Origin of the sequence: Pseudomonas sp. SWRI50 (assembly GCF_014269095.1) — a bacterium.
GTDB lineage: Bacteria > Pseudomonadota > Gammaproteobacteria > Pseudomonadales > Pseudomonadaceae > Aquipseudomonas > Aquipseudomonas kermanshahensis.
Genome location: NZ_JABWRW010000029.1, coordinates 12656 through 26887, shown reverse-complemented (window position 1 = coordinate 26887; position 14232 = coordinate 12656). Strand labels below are relative to the sequence as shown.

The window sequence follows — 14232 nt, the reverse complement described above, 5'->3', positions numbered from 1 at the left end:
GGCGGGGTATCTGTGGGGCCGGCTTGCTGGCGATCCGGGGCTTTGCCCCGGCCACACACATCAGGTAGCTGGCTTTACCGCCCGCCACAACTTGCCCGCCACAGCGACGACGGCAAGCACCACGGCCCCCGCGACAATCCCCACGCCCCCATTGAGCAGCGCCCCGGTCAGCGCCCCACCGCGCCCTTCACTGAACGCCTCGATCGCATGATGCAGGGGCGCGATGCCATGCACCAGAATCCCGCCGCCGACCAAGAACATCGCCGCAGTCCCGATCACCGACAGGCTCTTCATCATGTAGGGCGCGGCGCGCAGGATGCCTTTACCGACCGCCTGGGATAATTTGGATGCTTTCTGGGTCATCCACAGGCCCAGGTCATCGAGCTTGACGATGCCGCCCACCAGCCCGTAAACGCCAACCGTCATGACGACGGCGATGCCCGACAGCACGATGATCTGCTGGGGCAGCGGCGAATCCGCCACGATCCCCAAGGTGATGGCAATGATCTCGGCCGACAGGATGAAGTCGGTGCGCACCGCACCCTTGATCTTGGCCTTCTCGTAGGCGACCAGGTCGACACTGGCGTCGGCCACGGCCTCCTTGCGGGCCTCATGCTGCGCGCTGTCCTCTTCCTTGCTGTGCAAGAACTTGTGCGCCAGCTTCTCGAACCCCTCGTAGCACAGGTACGCGCCACCGACCATCAGCAACGGCGTCACCGCCCACGGGATGAAGGCGCTGATCAGCAACGCCGCCGGCACAAGGATCGCCTTGTTGACGAACGAGCCCTTGGCCACCGCCCAGACCACGGGGATCTCGCGCTCGGCGCGCACGCCGGTCACCTGCTGGGCATTGAGCGCCAAATCGTCCCCCAGCACGCCGGCCGTCTTTTTCGCCGCGACCTTGGTCATCAACGACACGTCGTCGAGTACCGTGGCGATATCGTCGATCAGTACCAGTAGACTGCTTCCTGCCATGTGCCTGTTTCCCGTGAAATGAATGTGCCGGAGTCTAGCCGAAAGTCGCTGCCTTGAGCGCCCTTCAGCCGCGGTGCTAACATGCCCGATCCCTCTTAGAGGTGGCCAGACACGAGGAAGATCCCTGACAATGAGCACCATTCGCGAGCGCAACAAGGAATTGATCCTGCGCGCGGCCAGCGAGGAATTCGCCGACAAGGGCTTCGCCGCCACCAAGACCAGCGATATCGCGGCCAAGGCCGGCCTGCCCAAGCCGAACGTGTATTACTACTTCAAATCCAAGGACAACCTCTACCGCGAGGTCTTGGAGAGCATCATCGCGCCGATCATGCAGGCCTCGACGCCGTTCAATGCTGACGGTGACCCTAAAGAAGTGCTGAGTGCCTACATTCGCTCGAAAATCCGCATTTCCCGCGATTTGCCGCATGCCTCCAAGGTGTTTGCCAGTGAGATCATGCACGGTGCGCCGCATTTGTCGCCCAACCAGGTGGAGCAGCTCAACGAGCAGGCACGGCACAATATCGAGTGCATCCAGGGTTGGATCGAGCGCGGGCAGATCGCCAATGTGGATGCGCATCACCTGATGTTCAGCATCTGGGCGGCGACCCAGACCTATGCCGATTTCGATTGGCAGATTTCGGCGGTGACGGGCAAGGCCAAGCTGGCTGAGAGTGATTATGACGCGGCGGCCGAGACCATCATTCGGCTGGTGCTCAAGGGCTGTGAGCCTGAGGCGGCCTGATAGGGCCAGTGGGGCTGCCTTGCAGCCCATCGCGACACAAGGCCGCTCCTACAGGGGTTACGCGGTCCCTTGTAGGAGCGGCCTTGCGTCGCGATTGGGCCGCAAAGCGGCCCCAGCAATCTAAAGCCTTATGCAGCCACCCCCGCATCCGCCTTCAACCCAACTTCCTCGATCGCACTGATTGCGCATTGCTCGTCGATATCCGACGTATCCCCGCTGATCCCCACCGCACCCAGCACCTTGCCGTCCTGATCACGAATCAGCACCCCCCCCGGTGCCGGCACCACCGGCCGCTCCCCCAGCCCATTCAAGGCGGCAAAAAACGCCGGCCGTTGCTGCGCATCCAGCGCCAACAAGCGTGAGCCCTTGCCCAGGGCAATCGCCCCCCAGGCCTTACCGGTAGCTACTTCCGGCCGAATCAGGCTAGCGCCATCCTCGCGCTGCAGCGCCAGCAAGTGCCCGCCCGCATCCAGCACCGCCACAGTCAACGGCGCAGCGTTGATCTGGCGGCCTGCCGCCAGCGCAGCATTGACCAGGCTTACCGCGACTTTCAGGTTCAGAACGTTCATGAAAAGGTCCTCTTCTTGTTGTGAGAAGCCCTAAGGGCAGTTGAAAACCAATAGCGCAAATAGAACACAACAGAAGATATTTTTGTATACAATATTTTAAAACGATCGTACTCGATCCGACAGAACGCCGTTTTCACGGGCGCTCCGACGAAAGCCATTCTCCCCGATGAAAATCCATTGACCTAAGCGCACAGGCGTGAATACACTCTGTCGCACAGCAAGTTGTATACAATTACAAAATCGATGAGGCACAACCCATGAGCAAAATGAGAGCAATCGATGCAGCCGTTCTGGTCATGCGCCGTGAAGGTGTAGATACCGCGTTCGGCATCCCAGGGGCTGCCATCAACCCGCTGTACTCGGCCCTGAAAAAAGTCGGTGGCATCGATCACGTCCTCGCTCGCCACGTTGAAGGTGCCTCGCACATGGCCGAGGGCTACACCCGTGCCAACCCAGGCAACATCGGCGTGTGCATCGGCACTTCCGGCCCTGCCGGCACCGACATGGTCACCGGCCTGTACAGTGCGTCGGCCGACTCCATCCCAATTCTCTGCATCACTGGCCAGGCCCCGCGTGCACGCCTGCACAAAGAAGACTTCCAGGCCGTCGACATCACCAGCATCGTCAAGCCGGTGACCAAGTGGGCGACCACCGTGCTGGAGCCAGGCCAAGTGCCTTACGCGTTCCAGAAGGCCTTCTATGAAATGCGCACCGGCCGCCCAGGCCCTGTGCTGATCGACCTGCCGTTCGACGTGCAGATGGCTGAAATCGAATTCGACATCGACGCCTACGAGCCGCTGGCCGTCAACAAGCCATCCGCCACCCGTGTACAGGCCGAAAAAGCCCTGGCAATGCTCAATGACGCCGAGCGCCCACTGCTGGTGGCAGGCGGCGGCATCATCAATGCCGACGCTAGCGACAAGCTGGTCGAGTTCGCTGAATTGACCGGTGTACCGGTCATCCCGACCCTGATGGGCTGGGGCACCATCCCGGACGACCACGCCCTGATGGTCGGCATGGTCGGCCTGCAGACGTCGCACCGCTACGGCAACGCCACCCTGCTCAAATCCGACCTGGTGTTCGGTATCGGTAACCGTTGGGCCAACCGCCACACCGGCTCCGTCGACGTCTACACCGAAGGCCGCAAGTTCGTGCATGTGGACATCGAACCGACCCAGATCGGCCGCGTATTCACCCCAGACCTGGGTATCGTGTCGGACGCTGGCAAGGCGCTGGATGTGTTCCTCGAAGTGGCCCGCGAGTGGAAAGCCGCTGGCAAGCTCAAGTGCCGCAAGGCCTGGCTGGAAGACTGCCAGGAGCGCAAGGCCACCCTGCAGCGCAAGACCCACTTCGACAACGTGCCGGTCAAGCCGCAGCGCGTGTACGAAGAGATGAACCAAGTGTTCGGCAAGGACACCACCTACGTCAGCACCATCGGCCTGTCGCAGATCGCCGGCGCGCAGTTCCTGCACGTGTACAAGCCACGTCACTGGATCAACTGCGGCCAGGCCGGCCCGCTGGGCTGGACCATCCCTGCCGCACTGGGTGTGGTCAAGGCCGACCCATCGCGCAAAGTGGTCGCCCTGTCGGGTGACTATGACTTCCAGTTCATGATCGAAGAGCTGGCAGTCGGCGCGCAGTTCAACCTGCCGTACGTCCACGTGCTGGTGAACAACGCCTACCTCGGCCTGATCCGTCAGGCGCAGCGTGGCTTCGACATGGATTACTGTGTACAACTGGCGTTCGAGAACATCAACTCCAGCGACGCCGCCAGCTACGGTGTCGATCACGTCGCCGTGGTCGAAGGCCTGGGCTGCAAGGCCATCCGCGTATTCGAGCCAGGCGAGATCGCCCCTGCCCTGCTCAAGGCGCAGAAGATGGCCGAAGAGTTCCGCGTGCCGGTGGTGGTTGAAGTGATTCTCGAGCGTGTGACCAACATTTCCATGGGCACCGAGATCAACGCGGTCAACGAGTTCGAAGACCTGGCCCTGGTCGGTAACGACGCGCCAACCGCCATCTCGATGCTGGACTGATCGCCTGACGCCCCCAGGCATGCCCTGGGGGCCTTCATCGCAAGGAGACAACTCATGCCTCGCTTCGCTGCCAACCTGTCCATGCTGTTCACCGAACAGGACTTCCTGGCCCGCTTCAAGGCCGCCGCCGATGCTGGTTTCAGCGGCGTCGAATACCTCTTCCCGTACGATTTCAGCGCCGCCGAAATCAAGCAGCAGCTCGATGCGCACGGCCTGACCCAGGTGCTGTTCAACCTGCCGGCCGGCGACTGGGCCAAAGGCGAGCGTGGCATCACCTGCCACCCCGACCGCGTTGAAGAGTTCCGCGCCGGTGTCGACAAGGCCATCGAATACGCCAAGGTCCTTGGCAACACCCAGGTCAACGCCCTGGCCGGCATCCGCCCGCAAGGCCTGCAATGCGCCGACGTGCGCAAGACCTTCGTCGACAACCTGAAGTTTGCCGCCGAAAAACTGAAAGCCGCCGGCATCCGCCTGGTCATGGAAATGATCAACACCCGCGACATCCCAGGCTTCTACCTGAATACCACGAAGCAAGCCTTGGAAATCCAGGCCGAAGTCGGCAGCGACAACCTGTTCCTGCAGTACGACATCTACCACATGCAGATCATGGAAGGTGACCTGGCTCGCACGATGGAAGCCAACCTGAAACTGATCAACCACATCCAACTGGCCGACAACCCAGGCCGCAACGAGCCAGGCACCGGCGAGATCAACTACCGCTTCCTGTTCGAGCACCTGGACCGCATCGGCTACCAGGGTTGGGTGGGCGCAGAGTACAAGCCGCTGACCACCACTGAAGCGGGCCTGGGCTGGCTGAAGACCCATGTGGGAGCGGGCTTGTACCGCGAAAGCGCCCGCAAAGACACCTCCATTGCCTGACCGACCGCATTCGCGGGGCAAGCCCGCTCCCACAGGGTTTTGTGGCAGCCCCGCGATTAGGTATCAACAACTATAAAGAGGCACATTTATCATGGCTAAAATCGGCTTTATCGGCACCGGCATCATGGGCAAGCCCATGGCTCAGAACCTGCAAAAAGCAGGTCACAGCCTGTTCGTTTCCACCCACCACGACGCCGCCCCGGCCGACCTGATCGCCGCTGGCGCGGTGGCCCTGGCCAACCCGAAAGAAGTGGCCCAGGAAGCTGAATTCATCATCGTCATGGTCCCCGACACCCCGCAGGTGGAAGCCGTCCTGTTCGGTGAGAACGGCGTGGCCGAAGGTGTCGGCCCGAACAAGGTCGTGATCGACATGAGCTCGATCTCGCCGACCGCTACCAAAGCCTTCGCCGAGAAGATCAAAGCCACCGGCGCCGCCTACCTGGACGCCCCGGTGTCCGGCGGTGAAGTCGGCGCCAAGGCCGCGACCCTGAGCATCATGGTCGGTGGCTGCCCGAAGGCCTTCGAGCGCGCCCTGCCGCTGTTCGAAGCCATGGGCAAGAACATCACCCGCGTGGGTGGCAACGGCGACGGCCAGACCGCCAAGGTGGCCAACCAGATCATCGTTGCGCTGAACATCCAGGCGGTTGCCGAAGCCCTGCTGTTCGCCGCCAAGAACGGCGCCGACCCAGCCAAGGTTCGTGAAGCACTGATGGGTGGCTTCGCTTCGTCGAAAATCCTCGAAGTGCACGCCGAGCGCATGATCAAAGGCACCTTCGACCCAGGCTTCCGCATCAACCTGCACCAGAAGGACCTGAACCTGGCCCTGCAAGGCGCCAAGGAACTGGGCATCAACCTGCCCAACACCTCCAACGCCCAGCAAGTGTTCAACACCTGCCAGGCCCTGGGTGGCGGCAACTGGGACCACTCGGCGCTGATCAAAGGCCTGGAGCACATGGCCAACTTCTCGATCCGCGACGACAAGTAAGCTGAATTTGGGGGCTGCTTTGCAGCCCTTTCGCGACGCAAGGCCGCTCTACAGGGATCGCGGTCTCAGGTAGGAGCGGCCTTGTGTCGCGAAAGGGGCGCAAAGCGCCCCCAGGGTCTCTGACCCAACACCGAGCAACACCCGCCCCTGGTTCGGCCTGCACGGAGGCAGTTCCAGGGGCGTTTTCGATTCTGCAGAACAACAATAATTTGGGAGCCTGCCATGTCGGTCGATCCGCAAAAAATTCTTCGCGAGCTGTTCGACACAGCCATCGCCGCCGCCCACCCGCGCCAAGTCCTCGAACCCTACCTGCCCGCCGACCGTAGCGGCCGGGTCATCGTCATCGGCGCCGGCAAGGCCGCAGCCGCCATGGCCGAAGTGGTCGAGAAAAGCTGGCAGGGCGAAGTGTCCGGCCTCGTCGTCACCCGTTACGGCCACGGCGCCAACTGCCAGAAAATCGAGGTGGTCGAAGCCGCTCACCCGGTCCCTGATGCTGCCGGCTTGGCCGTGGCCAAGCGCGTGCTGGAGCTGGTCAGCAACCTGAACGAAGACGACCGTGTCATCTTCCTGCTCTCTGGCGGTGGTTCGGCACTGCTGGCACTGCCCGCCGAGGGCCTGACCCTGGCCGACAAGCAACACATCAACAAGGCGCTGCTCAAGTCCGGCGCCACCATCGGCGAGATGAACTGCGTGCGCAAGCACCTCTCGGCGATCAAGGGTGGCCGCCTGGCCAAGGCCTGCTGGCCGGCCACGGTCTACACCTATGCCATTTCCGATGTACCGGGCGACCTGGCCACGGTCATCGCCTCCGGCCCCACCGTCGCCGACCCAAGCACCCGCGCCGACGCCTTGGCCATCCTCAAGCGGTACAACATCGAAGCGCCAAAGGCCGTCATCGACTGGCTCAACAACCCAGCCTCGGAAACCGTCAAGGCCGATGACCCGGCCCTGGCCCGCAGCCATTTCCAACTGATCGCCAAGCCCCAGCAGTCGCTGGAAGCCGCCGCCGTCAAAGCGCGCCAGGCTGGCTTCAGCCCGCTGATTCTGGGCGACCTGGAAGGCGAGTCGCGTGAAGTGGCCAAGGTGCATGCTGGCATTGCCCGGCAGATCGTTCTGCACGGCCAGCCGCTCAAGGCACCTTGCGTGATCCTGTCGGGTGGCGAAACCACCGTCACCGTACGCGGCAACGGCCGCGGCGGGCGCAATGCCGAGTTCCTGCTCAGCCTCACCGAAAACCTCAAGGGCCTGCCGGGCGTGTACGCGCTGGCCGGCGACACCGACGGCATCGATGGCTCCGAAGAAAACGCTGGCGCCTTCATGACCCCTTGCAGTTATGCCCGCGCCGAAGCCTTGGGCCTGTCGGCCAGTGACGAGCTGGACAACAACAACGGCTACGGCTACTTCGCCGCGCTCGATGCGTTGATCGTCACCGAGCCGACACGCACCAACGTCAACGACTTCCGCGCCATTCTGATCCTCGAGACTCCGCAATCATGACGCCTGATAAAAAAGTCAAAATCCTCGCCACCCTCGGCCCTGCGATCAACGGCATCGACGACATCCGCCAACTGGTCGAAGCCGGGGTGAACATCTTCCGCCTCAATTTCAGCCACGGCGAGCACGCCGACCATGCCCTGCGCTACCAGTGGATCCGCGAAGTCGAGCAGCAATTGAACTACCCGCTGGGCATCCTCATGGACCTGCAAGGGCCAAAGCTGCGCGTGGGCCGTTTTGCTGAAGGCAAGGTGCAACTGCAACGTGGCCAGGCACTGCGCCTGGACTTGGACACGGCACCGGGCGACAGCCGCCGGGTCAACCTGCCGCACCCAGAGATCATCGCTGCGCTGGAACCCGGCATGGACCTGCTGCTCGATGACGGCAAGTTGCGCCTGCGCGTGACCGCCAAGCACGACGACGCCATCGACACGACCGTGCTGAACGGCGGTGAGTTGTCCGACCGCAAGGGCGTCAACGTGCCGCAAGCGGTGCTCGACCTCTCCCCGCTCACCGAGAAGGACCGCCGCGACCTGGCCTTCGGCCTGGAGCTGGGCGTGGACTGGGTGGCCCTGTCGTTCGTGCAGCGCCCTGAAGACATCGTCGAGGCGCGCCAGCTGATTGGCGACCGTGCTTACCTGATGGCCAAGATCGAGAAGCCCTCGGCGGTCGAACAGCTGCAGGCAATCGCCGAACTGGCAGACGCGATCATGGTGGCCCGCGGTGACCTGGGCGTGGAAGTACCCGCCGAAAGCGTGCCGCAGATCCAGAAGCGCATCATCGGCACCTGCCGCCAGCTGGGTAAACCGGTGGTGGTGGCCACGCAGATGCTCGAATCCATGCGCTTCTCGCCTGCGCCCACCCGCGCCGAGGTCACCGACGTGGCTAACGCTGTGGCCGAGGGTGCTGATGCGGTGATGCTGTCGGCCGAGACTGCGTCGGGTGACTACCCGTTGGAAGCCGTGCAGATGATGAGCAAGATCATCCGCCAAGTGGAAAACGGCCCCGACTACCAGGCCCAGCTCGACGTTGGCCGGCCCAAAGCCGAAGCCACCGTATCGGACGCCATCAGCTGCGCGATCCGCCGTATCAGCGGCATTCTGCCGGTGGCGGTGCTGGTCAACTACAGCGAGTCGGGCGCCTCGACGCTGCGTGCCGCGCGCGAGCGACCACGGGCGCCGATCCTCAACCTGACGCCGAACCTGAACACAGCGCGCCGCCTGAGCGTGGCCTGGGGTGTGCATTCGGTGGTCAACGACCGCCTGCGTCAGGTTGACGAAATCTGCTCGACCGCCCTGGAAATTGCCCAGGCGCAAGGCATGGCCAGCCGCGGGGACACGCTGTTGATCACCGCCGGTGTGCCTTTCGGCAAGCCGGGTTCGACTAATACGCTGCGGATCGAGACCTTGGTCTGAAACCGCTGGGGGCGCTTTGCGCCCCTTTCGCCGGCAAGCCGGCTCCCACAGGCCGTACGCGGTCCCTGTAGGAGCTGGCTTGCCGGCGATGGAGGGCAAAGCCCTCCCCTTGCTCAGCGTCAAAAACCCTGCGGAAAACCGAGGCCCAAAGAGGCCCACCGCTTTTCAATCAACCTCACTGACTGCCCATGTACACCAAAAATTTCGTCAACCCGTGCCCCGACTGGGCCACGGCGCTGCTCAACGGCTTCAGCCAGGTGCTGCTGCTGCGCAACCCCCTGTGCGGCCTGTGCTGCCTGCTGGCCATCCTGCTGACCGCCCCCAACCTGGTTGGGGGCGCCCTGCTCGGCGCCCTTGCAGGCCTGCTCACCGCCCAGCGCCGCGGCTACGACCGCGCCGACCGCCAGGCCGGGTTGTACTGTTACAACGGCATACTGATCGGCATCCTGATCAGTGCGGTACTGCCGTGGTCAGCGATCATGCCGCCGCTGATCCTCGCAGCCGGTGGGCTGTCGAGCATCATCACCCACCAATGGCGCAAGCGCGGTGGCAAGTTGCTGATCGCCTATACGGCACCGTTCGTGCTGTTGGGCTGGGGCGCTTTGCTGATCGCTGAACCCTCGACGGCTGTCTTTGCCGAGCCAAACCCGCTGTACGCCCTGGCGCGCGGTGTCGGCCAGATCTTCCTGCTTGATAATCCATTCGCCGGGCTGCTGATCATCGTCGGCATGTTCATCGCCAGCCCCTACGCGGCTATGTGGGCCGTGATCGGCTCTGCCATCGGGGGCGGCGTCGCGCTGCTCATCGACCAGGCGCAGGTGGCCTGGATGGGACTATACGGCTTCAACGCAGCGCTGGCGGCACTGGCGTTCAGCCGCCAGAGTGAAAAACCCTGTGTGACGTTGTTGGCAATTGCCCTGGCACTGTTGCTACAACCGCTGTTCAACTTGATGCCCATTGCCGGGCTTACAGCGCCGTTCGTACTGGCCTGCTGGCTGATGCATTCGGGCAACCACTTCTGGCAGCTTTTACTGCGTCGGGATATTTGGCGTCTACATAACTGAACGCGGAGCACATCGAATGTGCAGGACGCTGTCAGCCTATTGTGCCCTACCAATGACCAAAGGATGCCAGCACCTGAATATCTATTTCCCGGCGTGCTTCCTGCTCCCTGATAAGCGCCATGCCGTACTCGATATCTGCAATCTGAGTGCCCTGGGCCCGCTGATGATTGGGAATCATCTGGTCCCGAGTCATCGGCTTAGTGCCAGGCCTGTGTTCCCAGTGCCAATAGTTCTGCCAATACTCTCCAAGCTCATCAATAGTTGGCCCTTGTGACTGTACGCCTGCTGCCGCCCCTACGGGACGTACCTTCACAGGCGCACCACTGAAGCCTCCGGTAAAGCCAGGACCGCTATATTCAACGACTTCACGCGAAACAGTGCTCGCAAGTTGATACTTGCCGGGACCTTTTTTGAACTCCGGGGAAATTCGATCATTAGTCGCTTTTACAGGCCTGTGCACCGCCACTCGCTCTGCCCCCCCCGGCGAGCGCTTTGAAACGCCTGCTCCACCAGTCGGGTCTAAGCGATTGACCGGATCACCTTGGCAATAGGAATAAGTATTGACCCCCCCCTTACCGAACGGGCTCAACACATCCGGGCTGAAAAAACGCATAAGTGCAGGGCAATACAACCGATGCCCATTGCCCAGTGCATAGCCTTGCAGCAGCTCGTCCTTCCACTCACCATTGAACCCCAACGCAGCGCCCGACACCTTTCGCAAGTAGCCATAAGCGGTATATGCCAGCGCCCGCCCTGCCAAGCCCCGTAGTTCAGTTGCCCCTTTCATGACCGTCTCACACTCGCCCATGCCTGACGCCATTCTGCGGCCAACACTCACATCCCTGAAACTGGCATTTTTGCCAGTTCAGCCTGTTGCAGCCTCGGACACTGACCTTTTAGGCTTGTTGCTTACGTATCCGGATCACAAGCCATGCAAACCCCGCAATCAATACGCGAGCGGCTCTTCGTCATCGTCTTCCAGACCGACACCGTAGCCGGCCGCCGCTTCGACAAGATCCTGCTGCTGATCATCCTGGCCAGCTTGGTCACCGTCATCCTCGACAGCATCGACGAAATACACCAAGGCTACGCCGGCCTGCTCGCTGCCATCGAGTGGGGCTTCACCGCGATCTTCCTGGCCGAATACCTCACGCGCCTGTACTGCTCGCCCAAGCCCCTGCGCTACGCCTTCAGCTTCTACGGCCTGGTCGACCTGCTGGCGATCGTCCCCGGGGTCATCGCCCTCTATTACAGCGACGCGCAATACCTGCTGATCATCCGGGTCATCCGCATGCTGCGGATCTTCCGCGTGCTCAAGCTTGGCCAGTACCTTAAGCAGGCCAACTACCTGATGGCCGCGCTGCGGGGCAGCAAGCAGAAGATCATCGTGTTCCTGGTCACTGTCTCGACCCTGGTGACCGTGTTCGGCACCTTGATGTACGTGATCGAAGGGCCGGAGCACGGCTTTACCAGCATTCCCAAAGGCATCTATTGGGCCATTGTCACCCTGACCACGGTGGGCTTTGGCGATATCGTGCCGAAGACGCCGCTGGGGCAGGTGCTGTCGTCACTGGTGATGATCACCGGTTATTCGATCATTGCGGTGCCGACCGGGATCTTCACGGCAGAGTTGGCCAATGCGATGCGGGGGGAACAGCTGCAGCATGATTGCCCGACATGCAGTAAGAGATCCCACGAACACAGCGCCGCCTTCTGTTCGCGGTGTGGCAATGCGTTGTTTCCAAAGCAATGAGCTCTAGGTGACGAAGGGCGGCAAGTCACTTCGCTCAAGCGGCCATGACCATTGAGTTCACTTTTTTCGCCGTAATTTGTCTCGGAGGCGCACTAGAAAACTCATCTGCGGCTCACGCGACGAGCCAGAGGCGGGTACCTGCGGATGAATCGGCGCTTGCGACGTTTCAACAGCTCCTCGTTCACTCAAGTAAATGTCGTGGGATTGCACCACAAGACCATGTTCAGTCATAACTGCTTTGCGAGGATTGACCGTCTTGAGCTCAAAACCTTTCTCTAACATATCCCGTTGGTGAGTTTTCACGAGGGGCATCAGGTCGATATCGGAGGAGCCTTGATAACTGAAACGCTCATCAATGAATACTGTCCTATCCGCACTGACATACATTGTTCGATCGCTATAGTCGAAGTCAGTCAAGCGGATTTGCGCCTCACCATTAACCATCTTGACGCGAAAATCTGTCAGTTTTTTTGTGTCCGGGTTGAAGAGTGCGCCCGTGACTCGTCGATTTGGATCCCCCGTCAAGAACTCGGAAATACCTGGAAAGTTTTTCAGTATTACGCCGTTGTGACCGGAGGGATCGTGCTTATTGACAGGATCCCCCCCACAATAGCTGTATCCATTCAACCCACCAGCATGAAACGGGCTCAGCACATCCGATGACAGAAAGCGCATCAAGGCTGGGCTAAAAAATCGCCTCCCGCGCCCCAGTGGGTAACAGCCAGTCATTGGATCCAGGTACTCACCATTGAGTCCTGGAAGCGCTCCCTGCCCGAACGGTGCTCTGAAACCGTAAGAGGTATAGGAAAGATGTTTGTCGCCCTCCCTACCCTGTGTTCCCGTCACAGTCCCTGCGTGATTCGTGCGCAACAACATCGGGGGGGAGCACGTTACCAGCCGAGCGATGAGCAGTGCATTCCCACTCATCAATCGATGATGGTCACCGTCGATCAACACACTGCAAAGTCGATCTCCCTGACCAAAGAAACGTGATCGGTTACGCTCTTTCAACGGCTTCTGACTGGAGGACATAGCGACATGCTCATCTTGTATTTTCACGCAGTTAAACTTACTTCGTGGAGGCCTTGCCACTGTCACATTTGACAGTTGACTCATGTCCTTGGCCCGTCATAAACGAAAACCTATTGAGCATTGGTCAGCTGCCCTAACTTCACAGCATAAACAAAGCGTTTTTTGTTCTTTATCCGTCTGTCAGTCACCCGCTATAGTCGACGGCTAATCGCCAACCTTTGAGTCAGAACAAGGAACGCTCCCAGTGAAAAAACTCTTCACCGCCTCGCTGCTCGCCGCAGGCCTGGCCCTCGGCAACCTCGCCCAAGCCGCCCCGACCCTGCTCAACGTCTCCTACGACGTGATGCGCGACTTCTACAAGGACTACAACCCGGCCTTCCAGAAACACTGGGAAGCCGAGCACAACGAGAAGGTCAATGTGCAGATGTCCTTCGGCGGCTCGAGCAAGCAAGCGCGCGCGGTGATCGACGGCCTGCCGGCCGATGTCATCACCATGAACATGGCCACCGACATCAACGCCCTGGTCGACAACGGCAAGTTGGTGCCAGACAACTGGGTCACCCGCCTGCCGAACAACAGCGCGCCGTTCACCTCGGCCACCGTGTTCATCGTGCGCAAAGGCAACCCCAAGGCACTGAAAGACTGGCCCGACCTGCTCAAGGATGGCGTGCAAGTGATCGTGCCCAACCCGAAAACCTCGGGTAACGGCCGTTACACCTACCTCTCGGCGTGGGGCTATGTGCTCAAGCAAGGCGGTGACGAGACCAAGGCCCGCGACTTCGTCGGCAAGCTGTTCAAACAGGCGCCCGTGCTGGATACCGGTGGCCGCGCCGCAACCACCACCTTCATGACCAACCAGATCGGCGACGTGCTGGTGACCTTCGAAAACGAAGCCGAAATGATCGCCCGCGAATTCGGCCGCGACCAGTTCGAAGTGGTCTACCCAAGTGTGTCCGCCGAAGCTGAGCCACCGGTAAGCGTGGTCGACAAGGTGGTGGCGAAAAAAGGTACCCAGGCCGTGGCCGAGGAATACCTGAAGTACCTGTGGTCGCCAGCGGCACAGGAAATCGCCGCCAACAACTACCTGCGCCCACGTGATCCGGCGGTGTTGGCCAAGTACACCGACCGTTTCCCGAAAGTCGACTTCCTGTCGGTGGAAAAAACCTTTGGTGACTGGCGTACCGTGCAAAAGACCCACTTCAACGACGGTGGTGTGTTCGACCAGATCTACAGCGGGCAGTAACTTACAAACACAGTCCTCGCCGTACGGCTACTGCTAGTTCTAGCAGTA

The 14232-nt window shown here is 61.1% G+C and carries 13 protein-coding genes; 9 read left to right on the top strand and 4 right to left on the bottom strand.

The window, feature by feature from the left end; all coding sequences use genetic code 11:
• Positions 1-60: 60 nt before the first annotated feature.
• On the bottom strand, positions 61-975 hold the full coding sequence (locus tag HU750_RS23355; protein ID WP_186682673.1) for a DUF808 domain-containing protein: 915 nt from the start codon (positions 973-975) through the stop codon (positions 61-63).
• Positions 976-1105: 130 nt separating this feature from the next.
• Between HU750_RS23355 and HU750_RS23350 the strand changes: the two genes are divergently transcribed.
• Complete coding sequence (locus HU750_RS23350; protein ID WP_099428678.1) at positions 1106-1717, top strand: TetR/AcrR family transcriptional regulator; 612 nt, start codon at positions 1106-1108, stop codon at positions 1715-1717.
• A gap of 128 nt (positions 1718-1845) precedes the next feature.
• Here HU750_RS23350 and HU750_RS23345 read toward each other — a convergent pair whose 3' ends face one another.
• On the bottom strand, positions 1846-2286 hold the full coding sequence (locus HU750_RS23345; RefSeq protein ID WP_099428677.1) for a GlcG/HbpS family heme-binding protein: 441 nt from the start codon (positions 2284-2286) through the stop codon (positions 1846-1848).
• A 257-nt stretch (positions 2287-2543) separates the two neighbouring features.
• On the opposite strand from HU750_RS23345, the gene gcl reads away from it, so the two are divergent.
• From gcl to HU750_RS23315, 6 genes are all read left to right on the top strand, one after another.
• The gene (gene gcl, locus HU750_RS23340; protein WP_027592968.1) at positions 2544-4319 is read left to right on the top strand and encodes a glyoxylate carboligase; all 1776 of its coding nucleotides are present in this window, start codon (positions 2544-2546) and stop codon (positions 4317-4319) included.
• A 54-nt stretch (positions 4320-4373) separates the two neighbouring features.
• On the top strand, positions 4374-5198 hold the full coding sequence (hyi, locus tag HU750_RS23335; RefSeq protein WP_186682671.1) for a hydroxypyruvate isomerase: 825 nt from the start codon (positions 4374-4376) through the stop codon (positions 5196-5198).
• Positions 5199-5289: 91 nt separating this feature from the next.
• The gene (locus HU750_RS23330) at positions 5290-6183 is read left to right on the top strand and encodes a 2-hydroxy-3-oxopropionate reductase (RefSeq protein ID WP_099428674.1); all 894 of its coding nucleotides are present in this window, start codon (positions 5290-5292) and stop codon (positions 6181-6183) included.
• Between the two features lie 222 nt (positions 6184-6405).
• Positions 6406-7680 carry a glycerate kinase type-2 family protein gene (locus HU750_RS23325; protein ID WP_027592971.1) on the top strand — a complete coding sequence of 425 codons (1275 nt, stop codon included), beginning with the start codon at positions 6406-6408 and terminating at the stop codon, positions 7678-7680.
• Positions 7677-9092 (top strand): pyruvate kinase, encoded by a 1416-nt coding sequence (gene pyk, locus HU750_RS23320; protein WP_186682669.1) that lies wholly within the window; start codon positions 7677-7679, stop codon positions 9090-9092. The genes HU750_RS23325 and pyk overlap by 4 nt, the downstream gene beginning before the upstream one ends.
• 188 nt (positions 9093-9280) lie before the next feature.
• Positions 9281-10156, top strand: coding sequence for an urea transporter (locus HU750_RS23315; RefSeq protein WP_186682667.1), 876 nt, complete (start codon positions 9281-9283; stop codon positions 10154-10156).
• Positions 10157-10202: 46 nt separating this feature from the next.
• Here HU750_RS23315 and HU750_RS23310 read toward each other — a convergent pair whose 3' ends face one another.
• Positions 10203-10943, bottom strand: coding sequence for an RHS repeat-associated core domain-containing protein (locus tag HU750_RS23310; protein WP_238348826.1), 741 nt, complete (start codon positions 10941-10943; stop codon positions 10203-10205).
• 144 nt (positions 10944-11087) lie between these two features.
• Here HU750_RS23310 and HU750_RS23305 point away from each other — a divergent pair, with 144 nt between their 5' ends.
• Positions 11088-11909 (top strand): ion transporter, encoded by an 822-nt coding sequence (locus HU750_RS23305; RefSeq protein WP_186682663.1) that lies wholly within the window; start codon positions 11088-11090, stop codon positions 11907-11909.
• Positions 11910-11966: 57 nt separating this feature from the next.
• Here the strand turns inward: HU750_RS23305 and HU750_RS23300 are convergent, their stop codons facing one another.
• Positions 11967-12968 (bottom strand): RHS repeat-associated core domain-containing protein, encoded by a 1002-nt coding sequence (locus tag HU750_RS23300; RefSeq protein ID WP_186682661.1) that lies wholly within the window; start codon positions 12966-12968, stop codon positions 11967-11969.
• Positions 12969-13185: 217 nt separating this feature from the next.
• Between HU750_RS23300 and HU750_RS23295 the strand changes: the two genes are divergently transcribed.
• Entirely contained in the window at positions 13186-14184 is a 999-nt protein-coding gene (locus tag HU750_RS23295; RefSeq protein WP_085272522.1) for a sulfate ABC transporter substrate-binding protein, read from the top strand.
• The last annotated feature ends 48 nt before the right edge of the window (positions 14185-14232 follow it).